We start from the raw sequence: 22,032 nt of genomic DNA, 5'->3' as shown, positions 1-22,032 counted from the left end.
ATGAAAATTTTAGAAAATGTAATTGCCAATAAGAACTTGGAGTTTACAGATGCTTCCACCAGTACAACAATACCGGTGGGAACACTGTACCGGTCTTTAGGCTTAAATCCAGTAGAAAAAGGGCTCCTCTTTTTGTACAATGACAATCAGCTGCCCAGCATTGAGGTGCTCCTCAATTTTTATGGAACAGCGCACACGATTGCAGTACTGGGGCAGAAACTGCATGAGGAATTCAAAGCACGTATTGAGGCAGAATACCGTCCAAAATATATCTTTGATCCGCAAAGAGAAACCATTGAAGGATACAGCCTGAAAGAATTCTCGGACAACATCAGAATCTTTGCAAAGGATGATTATAAGAGTGAAATTACCATTCATCCTGACATCAAGATACTTTTGAGTACTTCCGGTACTACAGGTGTTCCGAAGTTGGTGAAATTATCCGATGAAAGCCTTTACCAGAATGCTTTGAGCATCCTTCAGTATATGCCCGTTAAGGAATCCGATGTGGTTCCTTTAAACATTCCTATCAACTTCGTATACGGATTCTCTATTTTTACCACGAACTGTATGCGCGCAGGAAGAATTGTATGTACAGATAAAGACATTATGCAGAAAGCATTCTGGGACGAAATGGAAGAGTACGGCTACAGTACTTTAGGTGGAGTTCCTTTCCTTTATGAGAACCTGAACAGAATAGGGTTTTTCAGAAAAGATTCTCCAAGTCTGAGGTATTTTACCCATACCGGAGGCGTGATTAACGCTGAATTGAGAAAAACAATTTTCACATATTGTCATGAATTTAAAAAAGATTTTTTTGCTCAATACGGTCAGACGGAAGCAGGAGGAAGAATGGCTTACCTTACTACAGAAGGATTACTGGAAGAAGAAACCTCGATTGGAACTCCTGTACACAACGGAAGTTTCAGAATTGATCCTGAAACGGATGAACTTCTCTTCTCACACATCAGTATTTTCGGAGGTTATGCCAATAAACTGGAAGATCTTACAACATATGAACAACCTTCCGTACTGCATACCGGAGATACAGCAAGAAAAAGGGAGAACGGAATTTATTATATCACAGGAAGAATAAAGCGTATCATGAAGCTTTTCGGAATACGTCTGAATCTGGATGAGGTAGAATTTATTCTTAAAAATGAAATGCAGGGCAATACCTTCGTATGTCTGAATGCCAATGATAAAAAAATCGTTGTGCTGTATGACAATCCGGACATTGACCCTCAGATCATCACCGAAACCATCAAAAATAAACTGCGTATCAACCCACAATATGTACGTGTCGAACTTATAGAATCATTTCCATTATCACAAAACGGTAAAATAAACTATCCCCTGTTACAAAACTTACAGCATGAAAACATCTAAAACCCTTATATTACTTCTTGGTCTTGCTTTATCTTCAAACTCGCTTTCTGCACAGCAGGGCGACAGAGTTCATGGCAAGATCATGCTGTCTGAAAAGTCGCCGGTAAAAAATGCAATATTAAGACTTGTCAATACGTCTTATCAGGCAAAAACAAATAATTTAGGAGAATATTACTTTGAAAATGTGCCACCTGGAGAATATACGCTTCAGGTGGTTTTAAATGACATTGAACTGATGAGAGAGCAAATCTACATTCAGAAAGATGTCCACGAAATTCCTGCGATCTACGCCCCGTTACACAATAATGTGATTGAGGGAATTACCGTATACGCAGTAAGCAGAAATAAATTTTTGGATAAAGACAGTACTTCAGTGGGCAAAATGCCTTTGAAAGCTCTTGAAAATCCACAGGCTTATACAAGCATCAACCAACAGATCATGAAAGAGCAGATTACTTACGATATTTCGGAAGTATTGAAAAATGTTCCGGGAATGGTAAAAATGCAGGGAAGTCCGGGAAGAGGTTCAGGAGACGGAAGTTTCTACTACAGCCTTAGAGGTTTTCCTACCAAAGTATCTATGGTTGATGGTGTTCCGGCAACTACCAACGGTGAGATAGATCCTGCCGATCTTGAGCGTCTGGAAGTAATCAAAGGACCTTCCGGAACATTGTACGGAGGTGCTGTAACTTCTTTTGGAGGTTTGATTAATGCGGTCACCAAAAAACCGAAAGATTATTTCGGAGGAGAAGCTTCTTATCTGATGGGAAGCTACAACCTGAACCGTGTAACCGCTGATGTTTATGGCCCGATTACAGAATCCAGAAATATGTTATTCCGTTTGAATGCCGCTTATCAGTATCAGAACGGATTTAGAGATTCTGAATTCAGAAAGTCATTCTTTGTAGCACCTACGATAAGTTATCAGGTGAATGACAGACTTAAGTTCAACCTGGGAGCTCAGATTTACAATTATGAAGGAACAAATACTCCGATTATTTTCCTGACCAGAACAAGGCCTTATGTTGCTCACAACCCTGATGAACTTGGCTTCGACTGGAAAAGATCTTATTCCAACAATGATATGACCTTAAAAGCTCCATCTATCAATGTAAAAGCTGAGGCTGTCTACAAAATTTCAGACAAATGGACTTCGCAAACTTTGCTTTCAAGAAACTTCAGAAAAACGGAAGGATTATATCAATATCAGTTTATCAGAGGGACAACCAGTGATGCTCTGCTGGAACGTAACGTACAGTGGCAGAATTCAGAAGCATCTTCTACAAGTGTTCAGCAGAACTTTAACGGAGAATTTAACATCGGTAAAATTAAAAATAAAGTGCTGATTGGGTTAGATTATCTTAATCAGACCATCAACAACAACCATTCCCCGATTGTGGTATATGATTATATCGATGGGACAAATCCATCAGGGCCAGTGGTAGCACCAGTAACAGGAATATATGGTAACATATCCAAAGATCTGGCGCTGCAAAAAATTCAGGCGGTTACCCAGGCTGCAATCCTGGCGGGTAAATCTCCATTGGTAAGAAATACCACAGCATCCAATCTTTATGGAGCTTATATCTCAAATGTAACCCATATTACCGACCGTTTAACTACCTTGATCAGTTTGCGTATGGACCATTATGAAAGTAAAGGACAACTTAATCTGAATGACAACAAACGCGCTGGAGAATTCAAACAAACAGCATGGTCTCCAAAAGTAGGCGTTGTATACCAAATCCTTAAAGATCAACTATCTGCTTATGGTAACTATATGAATGGTTTCAGCTATACAGCACCTGTTACCCAGCAATTGGCTGATTATAGCGGAGATATGAAACCACAGATGGCCAATCAGTGGGAAGTAGGAATCAAAGGAAACCTTTGGAGAAACAAGGTTAACTTTACCGTTTCATATTATGATATCCTTGTTGACAATATCCAGAGAGGAACCGGAGTGATCCGAGACGGAAAAGAATACAATATTGTGATTCAGGATGGACAACAGAGAAGTAAAGGAATTGAAATAGAAACCATTATGAATCCTGTTCAGGGATTAAATATTATGGCCGGATATGCCTACAACCACAGCAGATATGAAAAAGCAGATCCCGCTGTAGATGGCCGTCGTCCGGAATCTGCAGGTCCGGCGAATGTATTCAATTCATGGATCAGTTATATTCTTCCTATCAGAGGACTTCAGGGACTTGGAGTTGGCTTTGGGGTAAACCGTGTAGGAAAACAGCTTACCGGAAACAAAGTACTTACCGGACAGTTTGCATTCCCAGCCTATACTTTAGTGAATGCTTCCATTTCCCTTGAAAAAGAAAGATACAGATTAGGATTTAAAATGAATAATCTGGGCAATGTGCAATATTTTGCAGGACAGGGAGTGGTAGTAGCTCAGATGCCTCGTAACTTTGTTGCTGAGGTTAGCTTTAAATTTTAAGAATGAAGTTAAAGTTTAGAAAAATTGCATATCAGTTACATCTATGGCTCGGACTAACGTCCGGGCTTATAGTTGTTATCATGGCCGCCACAGGTTGTATCCTGGTTTTTGAAGAAGAATTAAAACATATTGTTCATCCTAACAGATATTTCGTTGAAAATATTGGAAGAAAAAAACTTTCATTATCAGAACTTACGGAAAAAGCAGAAAAAGCACTTCCTGAAGGTTTGAAAGTCAAAAGAGTGGTAATGTCTTCCGATCCCTCAAGAACCTATGTCTTCCGCACGCTGAAAATGGATGAGGAAGCATGGACGTATTGGGGGACTTATCTTTATTATTACCGGATTTATGTAGATCCTTACACAGGAAAAGTACAGGAACTAGAAGATGCCAAAAAAGATTTCTTTGAAATTGTACTGGATCTTCACAGAAGACTTCTGCTGGGAGAAAAAATTGGAAAAACAATTACTGGTTATTCCACATTGATATTGGCTATTATACTTTTCTCGGGGCTTGTGATATGGTATCCCCGAAAAATGAGTAAAGCCATGTTGAAAGGAATGTTTTTCATTAAAACATCCGCCAATTGGAAAAGGATCAACTATGACGCTCATAATGTGCTGGGATTCTATGCTGTGATTCCTTTACTCTTAATCTCTTATTCCGCATTGATATGGAGTTTTGAAGATGTAGACAAATGGGTAAAGAACACGCTGAACGGAGATACTCCAACGGAAAAAAAAGCCAAAAGCACCATTCCTTCTGAAGAATTTTCAAACCGGAATAACATCCTCAATCTGATCGGAAATACCATGGAAAAAGGACTTAAAGATAAGAAATCAGCACTTATCAATTTTCCAAGATCAGAAGAAGGAACATATTATGCTGAACTGACCTATGACGGAAGACAATATAGAAATGAACATTTTAATTTGGATCAATATTCAGGAGAAATTTTAAAATCTCAATCTTATAAAAACAAAAATATCGGATATGGAACCGCATTAAGAGAAAGAAATTATGATCTTCACACCGGAAGTATTTTGGGACTAACTACCAGAATTATTTATTTTCTGGCCGCTGTTATCGCACTATCACTCCCGATTACCGGTTTTATTATCTATTTGAATAAGAAAAAGAAGAAACCAAAACATAAGAAAAACAAAGTGATTTTTCCTTCTCAACATTAATAAAAGCCTCTGTAATAGACTGCCCCCAAAAGTTAGACACTTTTAGGGGCATTTTTGCGGGAAAATCAAAGTATAGTTTAGAATTTAAAACAGATTGTGTTGTTAAGGTTTTACAAAGACATCGTTCGATTTCCGTAGTTGCTAAAGAATTAGTGATCAGTAAATCTTTATTGAAACAATGGGTTAAATACTATAATCAACATGGATTCAGAGGTCTTCTTCGCATCCATAACAGAGTTTATGATGTCAAGTTTAAGCTGAAAGTTTTACAATCCATATCAGAAAGTCATCTTTCCATTAAACAGGCATGCTTACAGTTTAATATAGGAGTGAAATCCAGTATTTTTAAATTGGTAGCATGCTTATGAGAAAAGTGGTATTTTAGGGTTAGAAAATAAACCCAGAGGAAGACCTAAGATAATGAGTAATAATAAAGATAAAAAAAGAAAATCTGATAAAGTTTTGGACACGAGAAGAAGAACTTTTACTTGAAAAAATGGAAAGGCTTCGAGCAGAGATTGATTATCTAAAAAAGTTAGACGCCTTAGCTCTAGCCAGCAAAAAGCAAAAGCCATCGAAGAGTTAAGTGCCAAAGTATAATTTAGCAATATTGCTGAATTGTTCAGGTATGGCAAGAAGCAGTTTTTATTATCATCTGCTCGATTAATATAGGAGATAAATATAATATTAAAGGCTTAATACACTAATTTATCAAAAGCATAAAGGAAGATTTGGATATAGAAGAATCACTCTGGAACTAAAAATCAAGGTGTAATTATCAATCATAAACAGTTTTGCGATTAATGAAAAACTTGGGCTTGAAAAGCCTTAATTCGGATGAAAAAATACAGATCTTACCGTGGAGAACAAGCGAAAAATAGCCCCGAATATTCTGAAAAGAAACTTCAAGACTGATCATCCTAACCAAAAATGGGCTACCGATATTACAGAGTTCAATGTTTCTGAAACAAGCTATATCTGTCTCCTATCATCGACTTATTTAACGGAGAGATTATAAGCTATGAGCTTTCAGAAAAACCCGTTTTTGCACAAATTATTAATATGTTGAAAAGAGTTTTAGAAAAACAAAGAATATACAGAACCTAATTCTTCACTCGATCAGGGTTGGCAATATCAAATGAAGCTATATCAAAATATTTGAAACAAAAAGGAATTATCCAAAGTATGTCTAGAAAGGGAATTGTTTGGATAATGCTATAATAGAGAATTTCTTTGGAACATTAAAATCCGAAATGTTTTATCTGAAAAAGTTTAAATCAATACAAGAATTAAAAGACGAAATTCATCAATATATTGACTATTATAATAATGAAAGAATAAGACTTAATTTAAAAGGAAAGAGCCCGATAGAATATCGAACTCTTTATTATCAAAAGATTATTTAATTTTGTCTAAACTTTTGGGTGCACTCTAGTAAAGGGGTTTTTCCTTTTTTTAAAACCACAAAAGTCACAAAAGATTTTATTTTGAACATTTAACAGTTTAATAAGTTTAAAATGATACTGCAAAATAAGTTCACATAAGAAGAAAATCAAAGATTTTCAAAACTTAGGTGTACTTTATTATGCATGAAATTTAACTTTAAAAAACTTAAGTGGTTAAATCTTTGTGTCTTTTGTGGTTAAAATAATTAATATAAGAGGTTATATTAATTAAATATCCTGAATCAATTTTAATGCAGATAAAATCCTTACGCCTTAAAAACAAGTTATTTTTGATTTTATTTGCGCCTTGCGTGGTAAGTTTGCAATAAATGAGAAAGACTTAATTTTAAGGGATAACCTATTGGAAAAGGAATAGGAAACAGATAGCCTTTGCGGTGATACTTGCGATATCGATTTAAACGCTCCATCCCTATTCTTTGTTTTCTAAAACCGAATAGAACGGTGTTTAGGTAAATTCTCTTACCACGTTGGTTACAAGAAAACATCTTCCACAAATAAAAGAAAAATTCTTATGGCAATTTAGAGAAAAAAGTAATTGGAAAGTAGATGTTAGCTTGAAAATGCTTAATACTCAATTATAAGAACTCAGAAGGATTAATGATAGTATGTAGTATTGCTAATCTGAAAAAGAAATTTTATCTACTCTTTAAATCTTTTGATAAAGAAGAATATAAGATTATAGTAGAAGCTACAGGGGCTTACAGGCAGCAAGATTTTATATTTTTCATATGAATTAGGATTCGAAATAAGTATTAAAATCCTGTGTATAAAAAGATATGGTGAGTTGAAGAATCATATCAGTAAGACCGATGCTGAAGATTCCAGACTGATTAGAGAATATGGTGAACAGGTAGAATTTAAACCTTATACCCCAAAAAGTATGACCCTGGAGTATCTTGATCAGGAATTAAATCTTTGGCATGATCTGAGCAGGAGAAAAAGAAATATAATCTTAAACTTCATGCTCTTCTTGACAAAAAGCATTATGTAACAAGGAAATAATAAAACATTATGAACAAATAATCAGGAATCATGAATGAGATAAAAAAAGTAATGTTGGGTGGATGTCCAAACTTCAAAATGAAGAATTAAAAAGAGATGTAGACCTGTTGAGCAGTATTTCAGAATTGAGAGAAACAGCCTTGCTTTTGCTGGTAGCAACTAATGGGTTTAAAATTTTGTGAGTGCTAAACAAATATCCAAATATTTTGGTGTCGCTCCCCGTCTTTATGAGTCGGGAACTAAAAGAAAAGCCTTGGAAAATGTCGGACCACAAAGAAGTATGTAAGAAGTATTTTATATGTCTGTTCTTGGACAGCCATGAGATTTAACAGCCAATGCAAGGAACTGTATGAAAGAATTTTATTAAAAAAACAAATCAAAAAAAGTGGCATTGATTGCTGTTTGCAATAAATTACTCAGACAGTGTTTTGGGATAATGAAAAGCAAAATACCCTATCAGCAAAACTATTTACAAATAGAAAATTAATTTTCAAAATATTTATTTGCAAGTTAACATAGAACGTCTTAAACTAAAATATTCTTTTGATAAAGTATTTTTTGGAAATCGCAAAGGCGCAAAGTTTTTTAATCTTATAACTTTTTTAGGCGTAAGAAAATCAAAGATTTTCAGCAAGTGATACCTCATAATTTTCCTGCAGATCCATAAAACGGTATAATTATCTATTCTAATCACCCAATCAATCCCTTCACATTTTTTGAAAAAACTTCAATTCCTTTGTTCATCTCTTCAAAATTAAGATCACCAAATCCCAGTCGCATGGCGGTAAGCCCTTTGTTCTGATACAAAAGCGTTTTGGGAATGAAAAGATTATCCTTAGCGCAGTTCCGGCTTAGCTGCATCAGATTCAGTGGGATATTCCATTCCAGCCAAATCGCAAGACCTCCGGAAGGCTTTTGGAAGGAGATCAAATTACCCAGATTTTCTTCCAGCAAAACAGAAAAATGATCACGTCTTTCCTGATATACTTTTAAAGATTTTTTTAGATAACGGTTGATTTCTCCCTCTGCAATCATTTCTCCAAGAGCTCTTTCCATTAGAATATCACCCTGACGGTCGATTATTCCCAGATATTTACGCATTTCGGTCATCAGATTTTCCGGTGCAACAATAAATCCTGTTCTGAATCCCGGAGCCAAAGATTTCCCGAATGAACCAATATAAATTACCATTCCGTTGGTATCGGCGCTGGCTAACGGAAGAATAGGGCTTTTATCATAATGAAATTCATAATCATAATCGTCTTCCAGAATAATAAATCCGTATTCATTAGCGAGTTCCAATAATTCAAAACGTCTCTGGGCACTCAGCGCAACGGTAGTAGGATAGTGGTGATGAGGGGTCAGATATAGCATCCTTATTTTCTGATTTTTACAGGCTTCCCGTACACTTTCAACAATGATTCCCTCTTCATCAATAGGAATCGAAACAATATCAACGCCGGCTTTCATAAAGATCATATTGACGGAAAAATAGCTCAAAGCTCCTACCAACACGGTGTCACCAGCCGAAAGAAGAATTTCCGAAACAATATAGATACTCATTTCTGTACTGCGGGTGATAAGAAGGTTATTCTTAGAAATAGGAAGTCCGCGGGAAAGATTCAGATATTGAGATAAATGTTCTTTAAAAAACTCACTTCCATCATGATTATAATGTCCAAAAGCTTTCTGATTAGATTTACGCTTCAAAATAGAGCTGTAAAACCGGGAATGCTGTCCGATTTGCGTTAAACGGATATCCGGCACGCCATCATTAAAAACATATTCACAGTCAGAATGTTCAAAAGGATTATCTAAAATATTAGAGGTTTTGAATGAAAAACCAGTCGTTATTGGATAGTTTTGAAGGTTATTTTGCTCAAAATCGTTCACTTTTACAGGTTTTTCCTGATCTTTTCCAATGACAAAGGTTCCTTTATTCGGAAAACTCTCTGTCCAGCCCTGAGCCGACAATTCATCGTACACAGACACTGCTGTATTCCTGTGAATTTCCAGCATTTCACTGAACGTTCTTGTCCCGGGAAGCTTAGTTCCGAAGGGAAGAAAACCTCTTTGGATCGCATTGATCAACTGATTGGCAATCTGTAAGTAGATAGATGTCTCTGATTTTCTATCAATCTTAATAAAACTTTCGTAAGGAATCTTAACCGGACTATCCATAATATCAAAACTGGCACCATACAACCATCCGGCAATATACTACTTTTGACATCAAAATAAAAATCTATGGAATTTCATCATCTGTTAAAAAAAATTGTACAGGAAGGAAGTACCCACGCCAAATGGCTGAATACACTTTCTTTTATGGAAAATGCCGGTGCAAGAAAAATATCAAAATGTGAACATCCGACTTTGGTTTCTCAGATCCAGCTGAAACATGCAGCTGAAGAACACCGCCATGCTTATTATTTAAAAAAACAGATCGGGAAAATAGATCCTGAGTTATGCAAAACCTACGAAAGTACAGAACTTCTGGCTCCCATAGCAACAAGCCAATATCTTCACTCATTGGATATTAAAGCCTGCCGTTATCTCCAGAAAGCTTTCAATCTTAATAAAACAGACCTAAAATATGCAGCCTATCTTTTCGTAACCTATGCTATTGAGGTTCGTGCTGATGAACTTTATCCTGTTTACCAGCAGGTTCTTACCGAAGCTTCTTCCAGAATTATGGTAAAATCTATTATTCTTGAGGAAGAAGGACATCTGGAAGAAATGATCAACCAGCTCAATGAATTTTCACCTGACTGGAAGGAACACGCAGATTATGTCTTAACTATAGAAAAAGAACTGCATAAAGAGTGGATTAATGCTATTACACAGGAGGTAGCTCAGTTAAATTATGCTTAGCCAAATCTCCCGTTTTCAGGAATCTCTTGACAAAAGAAAAGAGGAAGGAACTCTAAGGCGTTTACGGCTTCAATCTGATGGAATTGATTTTTATTCTAATGATTACTTGGGGTTTGCAAAAAGTGAAGAACTTCAACATGTACTACTGCAAAAGATTACAGATAACTCTCAATTGCTTTCCGGAAGTACGGGATCAAGGCTCATTAGTGGAAACAGTGATATTGCAGTTTCGGTAGAAAATGATATTGCTCGGAAACATGAGTTTGAGTCAGCATTACTTTTTCCGTCCGGATATAATGCCAATCTTGCCTTGTTTTCTACGCTTCCCAGCCGTCATGATACAATAATTGTAGACGAACAGATTCATCGGTCGGTCCATGATGCCTGCAGATTATCAAATGCAAAAAAACTGAAATTCAAGCACAATGATATTGAAGATCTTGAGAATGTTTTAAAGAAACAAAATGGACACTGTTATATCGCAATAGAAAGTTTGTACTCTATGGAAGGAGATTTTGCTCCTATTCAGAAAATTGCTGAGCTTGCCCATCAATACAAGGCCTCTCTGATTGTTGACGAAGCCCATGCATTTGGAGTCTTTGGATATGGATTGGTTGAAAAATATCAATTACAGAACCTGGTTTCAGCAGCAGTTGTAACCTATGGAAAAGCCCTTGGAGCTCATGGAGCAGCAATCCTCTGTAATGAAACAGTGAAATCTTACCTGGTCAATTTTGCGAGCCCATTCATTTATAGCACATCCGCACAGGATTTTCAGTGGATGAGTATACAAACAGGATATGAATTTTTAGATCAAAATCATGACCTGGCGATAAGACTTCAGGACAATATTAAAATTTTCCGAAGCCAAAATCTACAGTCTCCATCAATGGAAACAAGCCCCATTCAGGCTATTGTAATTCCGGATAATCAAAAACTGAAGCAATTACAGGACAATTTATCTGAGGAAGGATTTTTAACCTACGCAATCTACAGTCCCACCGTAAAAGAAGGAAGTGAACGACTGAGGATTTGCCTTCACAGCTTTAATACAGAAGAGGAAATTGTAAAACTGACAGGAATTATTAGAGAATTTATTTAAAATAAAAAAGGGAAATAAAGCAATTTTCTCGAAAAACGCCCAAACCCGAATCTCGAAACACATGAAATTATTTATAACAGGAATAGGAACCGAAATCGGGAAAACAGTATGCTCAGCAGTTTTGGTTCAACATTTTAAAACAGAATACTGGAAACCCATACAATCTGGTGATCTGCAGTATACAGATAGTAATAAAATTGAAGCATGGACAGATCATGCAATATGCCATCCGGAAACCTATCGTTTACAGCTGGCTGCATCACCACATCAGTCCGCAAGAGAAGAAAACATCACCATAAATCTGAATGATTTTCAACTCCCCAAAACAGAAAAACCATTAATTGTAGAAGGAGCAGGTGGTCTTATGGTTCCCATATCTGACTCTACATTTATGATCGATCTGATAGAAGAATTAAACCTTCCGGCTGCATTGGTAGTAAGAAATTATCTGGGATGTATTAATCACAGTTTATTATCAATCATCGCATTACAACAGAGAGAGATCCCATTGGAATATTTAATTCTCAACGGAGATTTCCCGGAAGATACTGAAAGAGTAATCTGCAGTTTTATTGAAAAAGAAACAAAAATTATAAAGATTCCCGAAATCCAAAGTACTGATAAGGAATCTATACAACATGCTGCAAAGCAATTAACAATAACAAAAATAGGATAATGGATACAAAAACAACATTGAGAAACACCTGGACTAAAGAAGAGATTGAGGAAATTTATCACCTTCCTCTGATGGAACTGATCTACAAGGCAGCCACCGTACACCGCGAATGGCATGATCCTTCTGAAGTACAGATTTCCACTTTATTATCCATCAAAACCGGCGGATGCCCTGAAGACTGTTCATACTGCGGACAGGCAGCCCGTTATCACACGAATATCAAAGTACAGGCTTTGTTGCCTACGGAAACAGTAATTGCACACGCTCAGAAAGCAAAAGATTCCGGATCTTCGAGATTCTGTATGGCAGCAGCATGGCGTGAAGTTCGTAATAACCGTGATTTTGACAGGGTTATTGACATGGTAAAAGGAGTAAATGAACTTGGATTAGAAGTTTGCTGCACTTTGGGAATGCTTACCGAAGAACAGGCTATCAGACTTCAGGAAGCAGGATTATATGCCTACAATCATAATCTTGACACCTCTGAGCAATATTATGAAGAGATCATTTCTACCAGAACATTTGACAACAGGATCAATACCATCAATAATGTAAGAAATGCAGGAATCACCGTGTGCTCCGGAGGAATTATCGGACTGGGTGAAACGCACAGAGACAGAATTTCAATGCTTCTCACGTTGGCAACAATGCCAAAACATCCGGAATCTGTTCCTATCAATGCTTTAGCAAGAGTAGCAGGAACTCCATTAGAAGATAATGAAAAAGTAGATACCTGGGAAATGGTAAGAATGATCGCTACAGCAAGAATTGTAATGCCTTCTTCTATGGTGAGATTAAGTGCCGGCCGTATAGAAATGTCTGAAACAGAACAGGCATGGTGTTTTATGGCAGGTGCCAATTCCATTTTTACAGGAGAAAGAGAAACGCTATTGGTAACCCCTAATCCGGGAGTTTCAGAAGATATGCAGATGCTTCAGACATTAGGACTGAAACCTATGATGAAAAAAGAAACATGCTGCTAGGTAATTATAAATTATGAATGATAAATTATGAGTGATGAGCTGGATTATAGGTATTATAGGGTTTATTGCAAAATTGGTTTTTGAATTTTTATAACCTGTGTTAATCTGATATAGGTTGGAAAACGCAAAGACGCAAATATTTTTAAGGTAAATAATGTTCTAAGGCGCAAGGATTTTATCTCCGATAAAATTGATTATGTACAAATGATATGCGTCAACGACTTAATAAACGTTGAACTTGCTGAAAATCTTTGATTTTCTTGCGTCTTAAAATAATCACTCTCTATGATAAATTTTGCGCCTTTGCGATCAAATCCAACACTTGCTACACCATATCCAACTAAACTATTGTTAAATCCATCTCCATCACTCATTTTCTATTTTTTACATCAATATATGAATACAATAACAAAAGAAATCAGCCTGCAGCAAAGAGACAAAGCCGTCAATTGGCATCCTTACACGCAGATGAAAACAGCTGATGATGCCATTCCCATTGTAAAAGGAAAAGGAATTTACCTGTATGATAACGAAGGAAAAAAATATCTGGATGTTGTTTCATCATGGTGGGTGACGCTGCACGGGCATTCTCATCCTTATATTGCGCAGCGTGTTTTTGAACAGTTAAACACCCTTGAGCAAGTTATTTTTGCAGGATTTACCCATGAACCTGCCATACAACTTTCAGAAAATCTACTGAAAATTCTTCCGGCTGGCCAGGAGAAGGTTTTTTACTCTGATAATGGCTCTACCGCAGTGGAAGTGGCTTTAAAAATGTGTATTCAATATGCATACAATAAGGAAAAAAAGAAAACGAAGATTTTAGCTTTTAAAAATGCCTATCACGGAGATACCTTCGGTGCCATGTCTGTAAGTGAAAAAAGTTTCTGGACAAGGCCTTTTGAAAGCATGCTGTTTGAAGTTGTTTTTATCGATACACCCAATACAGAAAATCTGGAAAGCCTACAGAAACAGATTAAAGAACTGGCTGATGAAGTGGCTTGCTTTATCTACGAACCATTAGTGCAGGGAGCGGCCGGAATGCTGATGTATAAAGCTGAAGACCTTAGCCAGCTGATGAAATTCTGCAGGGAAGAAGGTGTTCTTATGATTCAGGATGAAGTTTTTACAGGATTTGGTAGAACGGGTAAGCTTTTCGCAGCAGATTATCTTACACAGAAACCGGATATCATGTGTTTTTCAAAAGGGCTTACAGGAGGAACAATGCCAATGGGAATTACCACCTGTTCCAATGAAATCTATGATGCTTTCCTTTCTGATGATCGTTATAAAACTTTATTTCACGGACACTCGTTTACGGCCAATCCTTTAGCCTGTACAGCGGCTTTGGCCAGTATGGAACTCCTATTGACAAATGAAACTCAAATGAATATCAACCGCATCACTTATCAGCATTCAGAGTTTGTGAAAGCACTTGCTTTGCATCCTCATGTAGAAAAGGTTCGACAGATCGGAACTATTTTAGCTTTCGATTTCAAAACCGGGAATGGTACTTCTTATTTCAATGAAATAGGGAAGAAACTTTACAATGAATTCTTACAGAGAGGGATTATCATGAGGCCGTTGGGAAATGTAATATATCTGGTTCCGCCATATTGCATTACATCCGAAGAATTGGATTTTGTATATCAGAATATTATGGAAGTTCTGGATCAGTTTAAAGATTAAATTGATCCTGCTCCGGTAATAATTATTTTTAATTTTTTTAAATGTACCTTATAGGTTTTGTACACCTATAAGGTTTTTATGTTTACCTATTGACGACGATTGCAGTTCAGGATTTTTTAAAGTTCCTGTTCAGCTTTCTTCAAAAGAGCAATCAATTCTTTCAGGTCATCTTTATTGAATTCCTGTAAGCTCTGATTAGAATAGTGAGAAGGAAATTTTATATAATTAACCCACGAAGAAAGTTTTTCCCGATAAACACTTCCAAACTCAATATTGCTCATCGTAACAAACTTATATTTGGTTTCCTGGTTTGTCTTTTCATTTTCTTTTTGTTCTACCATCTGAAGAGCCTGAATCAGTTTTCCCAATTCATTTTTATCAATAGTCAATGTCTTTTTTGATATCTCATCAAAGGTTTCATATTCGTACATGATTCCCAGAAAACGATCTGATGAATTATCAGAAACATCTTTCGTTACAATCTTTTGAATATTAAGGTTTTTAAACGTGCCCAGAGTGCTGATTTTCTTCTCAATTAATGTTCCTTTTCTTGAGTTGACGGTAAGTCCCCGGGATGTCGTTGATCTTTGGATAGTAGGTGGCGGCGCTATTTGAGCAGCAGCCCATGTACATGATATACAGGAGATCAAAATAATGATTCTTTTCATTGGTAAAAATTGTTATTAGTTTTTATACCAAAATTACATGGTAACTTTCGCCAATATATAAAATATTAAATAAACAGTGCTATTTGAGCTCATTTCCCCACAGATGTAATTGAGAAAGGATAGGCCCTAGCTTTTTTCCTTTTTCAGTAAGCTTGTAATACACTTCCGGCGGAAAATTATACACTTCAATCCGTTCAATAATAAGATCTTCTTCCAGCTGTTTCAATTGCTCGGCAAGTACTTTCTTGGAAACTCTGGGCATACTTCGCCAAAGTTCCACAAACCGTACCTGATCTTCTTCAAAAAGGTTGTGTAGAATCAGCGGTTTCCATTTACCCGAAAGAATATTCAGGCTTCGTCTTAATCCACAGTTTTTAAATTCTTCAAAATTCATACATCAATTGAATATTTATGGTTAACCTTTTGGTAACCTTCGATTGTTTTACCTTGATCAGGCAATAGCTTTGCTCTACAAACTTAGTCAAAATGAAATTACAATTATGGCGCAATGCAACATTGCTATTGAATATTGATGGAATTTCCATCCTGATTGATCCTATGTTGGGAGAAAAAGGATCTATGGGAAAAATGCCAATGACAGATAGCGAATTACTGAATCCTCTCGTAAATCTGCCTTTCAGTAAGGATGAATTAATAAAAAAATTACAAGGAATAGATGCCGTTGCCGTCACCCATCTTCATCCTGATCATTGGGATGCTGCAGTCATAGAACTTCTTGATAAAAACATTCCGATTATTTGTTCAGGGATTATTTCAGAGCAAATTTCAAAACAGGGATTTACCAACGTTATCGCTGTGAATGATCAGCTTCAATGGAAAAATATTGAGATATCTACCACCAAAGGCCAGCATGGAACCGGAGAAATCGGAGAGAAAATGGGAATTGTAAATGGTTTTGTTTTTAAAACAGAGCATACATCAGTTTACATTGCAGGAGATACTATTTGGTATGATGAAATTGCCCAGGAAATTGATAAACACCAGCCTCAACATATCATTGTGGCAGGAGGAGCCGCCACTTTTTCTGTAGGAGATCCTATTATTATGAACAGTGAAGACATTGTAAAAGTCTGTGAACATGCACCGGAGTCTACGGTTTGGATAACCCATCTGGAAGCGGTGAGCCATTGCAGGGAAGACCGAAAATTTATTCAGGGAAAAATAGCAGAAAAAGGGCTCGAAAACCAATGTTTCATACTGAAAGACGGAGAAAAGGTAAGCCTTAAACAGAAATGAAATAAATAACAGGAGTTATGGCTTATTTTTTGAATATTTCCTGATAAATAATTTGTATGCTGTCAGCTTTTCTCTTAAATCTTGATTGGAAAGAATTATTATTGGGACACGAAGAATGGTCTTTTCTTTTAGAGATCATTCTTCGTACCATGATTATGTTCCTTGCTATTATCATCGGACTTAGAATTTTAGGAAAAAGAGGCGTAAAACAACTCTCAATCTTTGAGTTGGTAGTGATTATTGGCCTGGGGTCGGCCGCAGGAGATCCTATGTTTAATAAGGATGTCGGAATTATTTCATCCCTTATTGTTTTTATTGTTATTATTCTTCTATATTCTATTGTGACCTATTTTATCGGAAAAAGTAAAAAATTTGAAAATCTAGTCGAAGGAAAATCTATCTGCCTGGTAGAAAATGGCGAATTTTCCATTAAAAACTTTCAAAAAGAAAACCTTGGGAGTGACGAATTCTTTGCAGAGTTGAGGCTAAAAGGAGTTTCGCAACTTGGGCAGGTTGAAATGGCTATAGAAGAAATATCAGGAGAGATCAGTGTATTCTTTTTCGAAGATGAATCTGTAAGATACGGGCTTCCTATTATGCCAGGCTCATTACATAATCCGTTACAATATATTCATGAGGAAAGATATTACTCCTGTATATTCTGTGGGTATACAGAGCATAAAAAAGCAGGTAATGCAGGAAGCTGCCCAAAATGCCAAAAAGAAGAATGGATAGCATCCCACAATAAAAGACGTGTTACCTGACCTTGACTATCTTAATCTTCTACAAACTTATTTCTCGCCGCTTTCATTCCAAAATACAACATCAGCAGTACAGCACCACTTAATAAATAAAACGAGCTGTTCCAGGAAATATCCCAGTCATGAAGCTTTCCAAACAACGGAGGTCCGAATGCCGCAATCAGATATCCCACAGACTGTGCCATTCCTGATATTTTAACAGCATTGATACTGCTTTTCGTTCTTGTAGAAAAAAACAGAATCGAAAGACTGAAAGATAATCCATTAGAAATCCCTATGATCACTGCATTCACATAGATCCATTGAGATTTTAGGAAGACAAACATCATGGTACTTCCAAACATCAAAGCACAGATAAAAAGTATCATGAGTCTCTGATCTTTCATTTTACTGGCAATAATCGGGCAACAGAATGTTACAGGAATCATGGTAATCTGAATCACAAAGAAAACCCAGCCGGAACTTTCTCCCTGCATATGAAAATCTGAAAGAAATGAAGGAAGCCACGCTACGAGGCAATAGTAAAACAATGACTGAAGCCCCATAAAAATGCTGATATTCCATGCCTGAGCAGATTTAAACATATTAAAATCTGAAGTACTGAGTGCGGTTTGAGATTGAACCGGATTTCTTTTATTAAATATGAACTCCAATGATAAAACAAGAAAACCCAATGCAGCAATCACCAGCCAGATCCCCAGAGAACCCTTCCATCCAAACCCTGTCAGTTCCCCGATTTTTACACTGAACCCTGAAGCTAAAGCAGCAGTAAGGTTCATAGATACCGCAAAAATTCCGGTCATGAGACCAATCTGTTTCGGGAAATTATTCTTAACATATCCGGGAGTAACCACATTTCCAATGCAGATACCCAATCCAATGAATATAGACCCTACAAACAAAAGCCATAGAGATCCGCTGATTCGTAAAAACAACCCGAAACTCAGAATAATCAGTGAGTACATCAGAAGCTTGCTGATTCCGAACTTATTGGAAAATCTGCTCACCAGCACCGAGCACGCAGCAAACATAAACAATGGAATAGAGGTTAAAAGGCTCACCTGAAAATTGTCCAGCTTCAAAACATCTCTTATCTCTCCCAATACAGGTGCAACCGCCACAATCGGTGAACGGAGGTTACTGGAAATGAGTATAACCACCAGAACATTAATAAGTAATAAAACATACGAAGCATTCTTTTTTACTTCATTCTTCATCATAATAAAAACTTTTGTACAAAATTAGTACAGTAATTTTGTTTAATTTTGCCAAAGTTTTAACCTAAAACGACATGGACATCAACGGCACCATAAAAATAGATGAACTGAAGAAACCTTATTTTGTATGGTTTGAAGAAAACTGGATTCATGATGATGTTCTTCATCACCATCAGAAAGGGCAGCTTGTTTATGTAGAAAGTGGGTTTCAATATATTACTATCGAAGAAAAAATCTATCTTCTTCCTCAGAATCATGCCGTATGGATTCCTCCGAATGCTGTTCACAAAACCAATTCTCATTCTGAAAAGATCAAGCTGATGATCATGTTTGCCGATATCAGTACCCAGGAATCTTTCTATCATGAAGTGAATGTATTTTCTGTTCCTCCTGTATTGAAAGAAATGATAAAATACGCAGAAAAGTGGTCTAAACAGATGACTGTGAATCATAATGAAAATCTATTCCTGAAGGCACTTTTCAACGAACTGCCACAATTTGTAGAGCATTCACTGACCTTTCACATCAGCCTTCCCAAAGATAAACGTCTTGCTAAAGTTATACAGCATCTGCACAATCATTACCGAAATGAAATAAAAATGGAAGATCTTAGTGATACGGCTCATTTATCTTTCCGTACCCTGGAACGTATTTTCAAAAAAGAAACCGGGCTTACTTTAAGCAAATACCAGCAAATGCTTCGTATTATCAAGAGTCTGGAGTATTTGAGTTCGGGTAATCTTACGATTTCAGAAACCGCTTATGAAGTAGGGTATAAGAGTGTTCAGGCATATACCAGAAGCTTTCAGTCTGTAATGCAGTTCAGACCAACAGATTTTATTAAAACAATTCAATAGGCTTATAAACCTGTACAAAAGGGGTTGAAATTTATCAAAAAGGAGAGTTATTGACATCTTAAAACATCATACATTCCTTTATAGAAAAGAAATTGGAAAGATTTAAAAAGGTAATATTTCACATTTCACTCTTTTTTCCACTTCAATAGACAATATTCAATTATGATGCTATTGAAAACAAAAAGGTCTCCACGAATGAAGACCTTAAAAAAACACAAATGATGAAAAAAAATTATTTCGATTCACAAATATAAGCAAAAATCATGGTATGCAAAACATCATAAGCTCATTTTTTTTAAAAATTATTTATTTCAAGTGAAAATAATTATTTACTAAATGTGTTCCATTTTATTCAGGATTCCGAAATTAGGAGTAGAAAATCATATCCAGTTAAATATAATTCGCCATCTGAAGAATTGTACGTATGATTTTCGCCAAAAATAAATAATTGACAAAAAGTGAATTATTATCAAAACAAGGTCTATATCAATCGATATTCAAACAATTGTTTAACTCTTTTGTGACCCCAGTCATAAAATTTTGTAATGTTTTTATCCTATTTTGCTTAAAACAGATTCTATGAGTCTAAAGAAATTCAAGGGAGTTCCTGCACAAAAATTCGGAGGTTCCCATGATACAGAAAGCCGAAAAGCATTTGAGCAGGATTTGATTCCGCTGAAGTATAAAATATTGAAAGAAAGATTTTTTTCAGTTAATAAATGGGAAAGTTATAGTGGTAAGGCATTTGCCGCATTTAAATTGTATGATTTTGATGGAAATCCAGTAGATCGCGAGCCTCAAAAAGGAGATTTCATCAGCATTGATATTCCGGGGCCGGGAGAGCATGAGGCAAAAGGCTACGACTGGGTAGAGATTACAGATATCTGTTTCTATCAGGACAGTTTTTCTGAAAGTATATCGATGACATGCAGGCCGTCAGGAGATCCCCAAAACAAAGAAAGTCGTCATATTGCTCATTTTTACAGTTCTGCAGCAAGTTCAACCTTTATGATTTCCAGAAATATAGCTCATTTAAAAGCAGCAGTATACGGACGAAATGAAAGACCTAACTGGAATGCTCAATTCATTGATGTGATTAGAAATCTTGCAACGGCTGCAGGCGGAATGATGGGAGTTGCTAAAATACAATGGAAACAGCTTACTGATAGTTTCCTGGATTTTGATTAATTCAATGTGCCGTTTTTGATCTAGATCAAAGTTTTTTATTTGTTGTACAGGGACCTTTGCACCCGAATATTTTAAACAAAATTTATGAGTACAACATTAGAAAAAGGACAGACTGTTAATTTCTATCAGGCGACTACTCCGATTATCATTTCGGTATTCGGGGTTTATCTCACAATAGGAATTGCTCTGGGAGTGCTTCCAAGGTTTGTTCAGAACAGTTTAGGTTTTGACAGTATTATTGTAGGACTTGTCATTGGTCTGCAGTCGCTGTCAACCCTTTTAACCCGCGCTTATTCCGGAAAAATCACGGATACAAAAGGAGCCAGGAAAAGCAAAATGTCTGGTGTGATACTGGCAGTGATTGCCGGAATAGTTTATGTATTGGCTGTCGTATTTCAGGCTCATCCATTGCTGGCACTGGTTTTTCTTTTAATCGCAAGAATTATTCATGGAGTTGGTGAAAGTTTCCTGGTTACCGGAGCTTTAACGTGGGGAATAGGTCTCGTAGGGCACTCCAATTCCGGAAAAGTAATGATATGGAACGGTATTGCCATGTATGCAGGTATTGCCATTGGAGCTCCCATCAGTATCTGGTTAAGTAAAGAATACAATATCCTGCCTGCTTTTATGCTGATTGCCTTACTTCCGTTAGTAAGCTGGCTTTCCACTGCAAAACTACCTTCTATTCCGGTAGATAAAGATCATTTGCGAACTCCTTTCTACAAGGTAATTGGTGCAATATCCGGTCAGGGGTTGAGTCTTGCTTTTTCATCAATGGCTTTTGGATGTATCGCTTCTTTTATTGCCTTATTTTTCACACAAAAAAATTGGGGTGACGCCTCACTTGCTTTTATGATTTTTGGAGCCTGCTATGTCCTCACCAGAATTTTATTCGCTTCTTTTCCGGATAAATACGGAGGTTTTAAAATAGCATTGATCTCTCTGATTATCGAAGTGGCGGGGCAGATGCTCATCTGGACATCTCCTTCCAAAACATTAGCCTTACTTGGATGTGGATTAACAGGTGTAGGATTCTCACTGGTTTTTCCGGCGTTGGGAGTTCTTGCCATTCAAAAAGTAAAACCTCAGATGAGAGGAACAGCATTGGGAGCATATGTGGCTTTCGTTGACCTGTCATTAGGATTGGCAGGACCTGTTGCCGGATTGATTGCAGGCTGGTTTGATTATCAGACAGTGTATCTGTTCGGAGGCATCAGCTGTATTTTATCTATGATCATTTTACTATTCAATAAAAAATAAA

Annotated in this window: 22 protein-coding genes; 17 read left to right on the top strand and 5 right to left on the bottom strand. The window is 36.6% G+C overall.

Annotated features, from left to right (window positions below; all coding sequences use genetic code 11):
- From ACWPWS_RS05120 to ACWPWS_RS05090, 7 genes are all read left to right on the top strand, one after another.
- Positions 1-1,389 carry an AMP-binding protein gene (locus ACWPWS_RS05120; protein ID WP_454045738.1) on the top strand — a complete coding sequence of 463 codons (1,389 nt, stop codon included), beginning with the start codon at positions 1-3 and terminating at the stop codon, positions 1,387-1,389.
- A complete protein-coding gene (locus ACWPWS_RS05115; protein ID WP_454045737.1) occupies positions 1,376-3,844 on the top strand; it encodes a TonB-dependent siderophore receptor in 2,469 nt (822 codons plus the stop codon). Before ACWPWS_RS05120 ends, ACWPWS_RS05115 begins: the two co-directional genes overlap by 14 nt.
- A gap of 2 nt (positions 3,845-3,846) precedes the next feature.
- Positions 3,847-5,034 carry a PepSY-associated TM helix domain-containing protein gene (locus tag ACWPWS_RS05110; RefSeq protein ID WP_454045736.1) on the top strand — a complete coding sequence of 396 codons (1,188 nt, stop codon included), beginning with the start codon at positions 3,847-3,849 and terminating at the stop codon, positions 5,032-5,034.
- Entirely contained in the window at positions 5,034-5,402 is a 369-nt protein-coding gene (locus ACWPWS_RS05105) for a transposase (RefSeq protein WP_454046887.1), read from the top strand. Before ACWPWS_RS05110 ends, ACWPWS_RS05105 begins: the two co-directional genes overlap by 1 nt.
- An 837-nt stretch (positions 5,403-6,239) precedes the next feature.
- Positions 6,240-6,440 (top strand): IS3 family transposase, encoded by a 201-nt coding sequence (locus ACWPWS_RS05100; RefSeq protein WP_454045735.1) that lies wholly within the window; start codon positions 6,240-6,242, stop codon positions 6,438-6,440.
- An 844-nt stretch (positions 6,441-7,284) separates the two neighbouring features.
- On the top strand, positions 7,285-7,491 hold the full coding sequence (locus ACWPWS_RS05095; RefSeq protein WP_454045734.1) for a hypothetical protein: 207 nt from the start codon (positions 7,285-7,287) through the stop codon (positions 7,489-7,491).
- 189 nt (positions 7,492-7,680) lie between these two features.
- Complete coding sequence (locus tag ACWPWS_RS05090) at positions 7,681-7,788, top strand: hypothetical protein (RefSeq protein WP_454045733.1); 108 nt, start codon at positions 7,681-7,683, stop codon at positions 7,786-7,788.
- Between the two features lie 404 nt (positions 7,789-8,192).
- Here ACWPWS_RS05090 and ACWPWS_RS05085 read toward each other — a convergent pair whose 3' ends face one another.
- Positions 8,193-9,683: an aminotransferase-like domain-containing protein gene (locus ACWPWS_RS05085; protein ID WP_454045732.1), complete on the bottom strand. Its 1,491-nt coding sequence runs from the start codon at positions 9,681-9,683 to the stop codon at positions 8,193-8,195.
- 66 nt (positions 9,684-9,749) lie between these two features.
- Between ACWPWS_RS05085 and ACWPWS_RS05080 the strand changes: the two genes are divergently transcribed.
- From ACWPWS_RS05080 to bioB, 4 genes are all read left to right on the top strand, one after another.
- Complete coding sequence (locus tag ACWPWS_RS05080) at positions 9,750-10,373, top strand: hypothetical protein (protein ID WP_454045731.1); 624 nt, start codon at positions 9,750-9,752, stop codon at positions 10,371-10,373.
- The gene (locus ACWPWS_RS05075; protein ID WP_454045730.1) at positions 10,366-11,475 is read left to right on the top strand and encodes an aminotransferase class I/II-fold pyridoxal phosphate-dependent enzyme; all 1,110 of its coding nucleotides are present in this window, start codon (positions 10,366-10,368) and stop codon (positions 11,473-11,475) included. Before ACWPWS_RS05080 ends, ACWPWS_RS05075 begins: the two co-directional genes overlap by 8 nt.
- A gap of 61 nt (positions 11,476-11,536) precedes the next feature.
- Complete coding sequence (bioD, locus tag ACWPWS_RS05070) at positions 11,537-12,151, top strand: dethiobiotin synthase (protein WP_454045729.1); 615 nt, start codon at positions 11,537-11,539, stop codon at positions 12,149-12,151.
- Positions 12,151-13,134: a biotin synthase BioB gene (gene bioB / locus ACWPWS_RS05065; RefSeq protein ID WP_309512016.1), complete on the top strand. Its 984-nt coding sequence runs from the start codon at positions 12,151-12,153 to the stop codon at positions 13,132-13,134. Before bioD ends, bioB begins: the two co-directional genes overlap by 1 nt.
- 194 nt (positions 13,135-13,328) lie before the next feature.
- Here bioB and ACWPWS_RS05060 read toward each other — a convergent pair whose 3' ends face one another.
- On the bottom strand, positions 13,329-13,508 hold the full coding sequence (locus tag ACWPWS_RS05060; RefSeq protein WP_454045728.1) for a hypothetical protein: 180 nt from the start codon (positions 13,506-13,508) through the stop codon (positions 13,329-13,331).
- 22 nt (positions 13,509-13,530) lie between these two features.
- Here ACWPWS_RS05060 and bioA point away from each other — a divergent pair, with 22 nt between their 5' ends.
- Complete coding sequence (bioA, locus tag ACWPWS_RS05055) at positions 13,531-14,823, top strand: adenosylmethionine--8-amino-7-oxononanoate transaminase (RefSeq protein ID WP_454045727.1); 1,293 nt, start codon at positions 13,531-13,533, stop codon at positions 14,821-14,823.
- A 116-nt stretch (positions 14,824-14,939) separates the two neighbouring features.
- On the opposite strand, the gene ACWPWS_RS05050 is transcribed toward bioA, so the two are convergent.
- The gene (locus ACWPWS_RS05050; protein WP_454045726.1) at positions 14,940-15,491 is read right to left on the bottom strand and encodes a hypothetical protein; all 552 of its coding nucleotides are present in this window, start codon (positions 15,489-15,491) and stop codon (positions 14,940-14,942) included.
- Between the two features lie 79 nt (positions 15,492-15,570).
- Entirely contained in the window at positions 15,571-15,885 is a 315-nt protein-coding gene (locus tag ACWPWS_RS05045; protein ID WP_209784426.1) for a winged helix-turn-helix transcriptional regulator, read from the bottom strand.
- 92 nt (positions 15,886-15,977) lie between these two features.
- On the opposite strand from ACWPWS_RS05045, the gene ACWPWS_RS05040 reads away from it, so the two are divergent.
- Positions 15,978-16,748, top strand: coding sequence for an MBL fold metallo-hydrolase (locus ACWPWS_RS05040; protein ID WP_454045725.1), 771 nt, complete (start codon positions 15,978-15,980; stop codon positions 16,746-16,748).
- A 56-nt stretch (positions 16,749-16,804) separates the two neighbouring features.
- Positions 16,805-17,512 (top strand): DUF421 domain-containing protein, encoded by a 708-nt coding sequence (locus ACWPWS_RS05035; protein WP_454045724.1) that lies wholly within the window; start codon positions 16,805-16,807, stop codon positions 17,510-17,512.
- Between the two features lie 11 nt (positions 17,513-17,523).
- On the opposite strand, the gene ACWPWS_RS05030 is transcribed toward ACWPWS_RS05035, so the two are convergent.
- Positions 17,524-18,729, bottom strand: coding sequence for a CynX/NimT family MFS transporter (locus ACWPWS_RS05030; protein ID WP_454045723.1), 1,206 nt, complete (start codon positions 18,727-18,729; stop codon positions 17,524-17,526).
- A gap of 71 nt (positions 18,730-18,800) precedes the next feature.
- Between ACWPWS_RS05030 and ACWPWS_RS05025 the strand changes: the two genes are divergently transcribed.
- The 3 genes from ACWPWS_RS05025 to ACWPWS_RS05015 all read left to right on the top strand — a co-directional run bounded on the left by ACWPWS_RS05025 (position 18,801) and on the right by ACWPWS_RS05015 (position 22,031).
- On the top strand, positions 18,801-19,583 hold the full coding sequence (locus ACWPWS_RS05025) for a helix-turn-helix domain-containing protein (RefSeq protein WP_454045722.1): 783 nt from the start codon (positions 18,801-18,803) through the stop codon (positions 19,581-19,583).
- Between the two features lie 579 nt (positions 19,584-20,162).
- Positions 20,163-20,771: a hypothetical protein gene (locus ACWPWS_RS05020; RefSeq protein ID WP_454045721.1), complete on the top strand. Its 609-nt coding sequence runs from the start codon at positions 20,163-20,165 to the stop codon at positions 20,769-20,771.
- 84 nt (positions 20,772-20,855) lie between these two features.
- Positions 20,856-22,031, top strand: a complete 1,176-nt coding sequence (locus ACWPWS_RS05015) for an MFS transporter (RefSeq protein WP_454045720.1) — start codon at positions 20,856-20,858, stop codon at positions 22,029-22,031.
- Position 22,032: the final 1 nt, after the last annotated feature.

Source organism: Chryseobacterium sp. Marseille-Q8038, assembly GCF_965111995.1.
This window is presented reverse-complemented; position numbering and strand designations above follow the sequence as displayed.

What these genes read in the sequence shown, in the direction of transcription:
- ACWPWS_RS05120 (WP_454045738.1), top strand. Translation starts at nt 1, where the DNA reads ATGAAAATTTTAGAAAATGTAATTGCCAATAAGAACTTGGAGTTTACA.
- ACWPWS_RS05115 (WP_454045737.1), top strand. Translation starts at nt 1,376, where the DNA reads ATGAAAACATCTAAAACCCTTATATTACTTCTTGGTCTTGCTTTATCT.
- ACWPWS_RS05110 (WP_454045736.1), top strand. Translation starts at nt 3,847, where the DNA reads ATGAAGTTAAAGTTTAGAAAAATTGCATATCAGTTACATCTATGGCTC.
- ACWPWS_RS05085 (WP_454045732.1), bottom strand. Translation starts at nt 9,683, where the DNA reads ATGGATAGTCCGGTTAAGATTCCTTACGAAAGTTTTATTAAGATTGAT.
- ACWPWS_RS05080 (WP_454045731.1), top strand. Translation starts at nt 9,750, where the DNA reads ATGGAATTTCATCATCTGTTAAAAAAAATTGTACAGGAAGGAAGTACC.
- ACWPWS_RS05075 (WP_454045730.1), top strand. Translation starts at nt 10,366, where the DNA reads ATGCTTAGCCAAATCTCCCGTTTTCAGGAATCTCTTGACAAAAGAAAA.
- bioD (WP_454045729.1), top strand. Translation starts at nt 11,537, where the DNA reads ATGAAATTATTTATAACAGGAATAGGAACCGAAATCGGGAAAACAGTA.
- bioB (WP_309512016.1), top strand. Translation starts at nt 12,151, where the DNA reads ATGGATACAAAAACAACATTGAGAAACACCTGGACTAAAGAAGAGATT.
- ACWPWS_RS05060 (WP_454045728.1), bottom strand. Translation starts at nt 13,508, where the DNA reads ATGAGTGATGGAGATGGATTTAACAATAGTTTAGTTGGATATGGTGTA.
- bioA (WP_454045727.1), top strand. Translation starts at nt 13,531, where the DNA reads ATGAATACAATAACAAAAGAAATCAGCCTGCAGCAAAGAGACAAAGCC.
- ACWPWS_RS05050 (WP_454045726.1), bottom strand. Translation starts at nt 15,491, where the DNA reads ATGAAAAGAATCATTATTTTGATCTCCTGTATATCATGTACATGGGCT.
- ACWPWS_RS05045 (WP_209784426.1), bottom strand. Translation starts at nt 15,885, where the DNA reads ATGAATTTTGAAGAATTTAAAAACTGTGGATTAAGACGAAGCCTGAAT.
- ACWPWS_RS05040 (WP_454045725.1), top strand. Translation starts at nt 15,978, where the DNA reads ATGAAATTACAATTATGGCGCAATGCAACATTGCTATTGAATATTGAT.
- ACWPWS_RS05035 (WP_454045724.1), top strand. Translation starts at nt 16,805, where the DNA reads ATGCTGTCAGCTTTTCTCTTAAATCTTGATTGGAAAGAATTATTATTG.
- ACWPWS_RS05030 (WP_454045723.1), bottom strand. Translation starts at nt 18,729, where the DNA reads ATGATGAAGAATGAAGTAAAAAAGAATGCTTCGTATGTTTTATTACTT.
- ACWPWS_RS05025 (WP_454045722.1), top strand. Translation starts at nt 18,801, where the DNA reads ATGGACATCAACGGCACCATAAAAATAGATGAACTGAAGAAACCTTAT.
- ACWPWS_RS05020 (WP_454045721.1), top strand. Translation starts at nt 20,163, where the DNA reads ATGAGTCTAAAGAAATTCAAGGGAGTTCCTGCACAAAAATTCGGAGGT.
- ACWPWS_RS05015 (WP_454045720.1), top strand. Translation starts at nt 20,856, where the DNA reads ATGAGTACAACATTAGAAAAAGGACAGACTGTTAATTTCTATCAGGCG.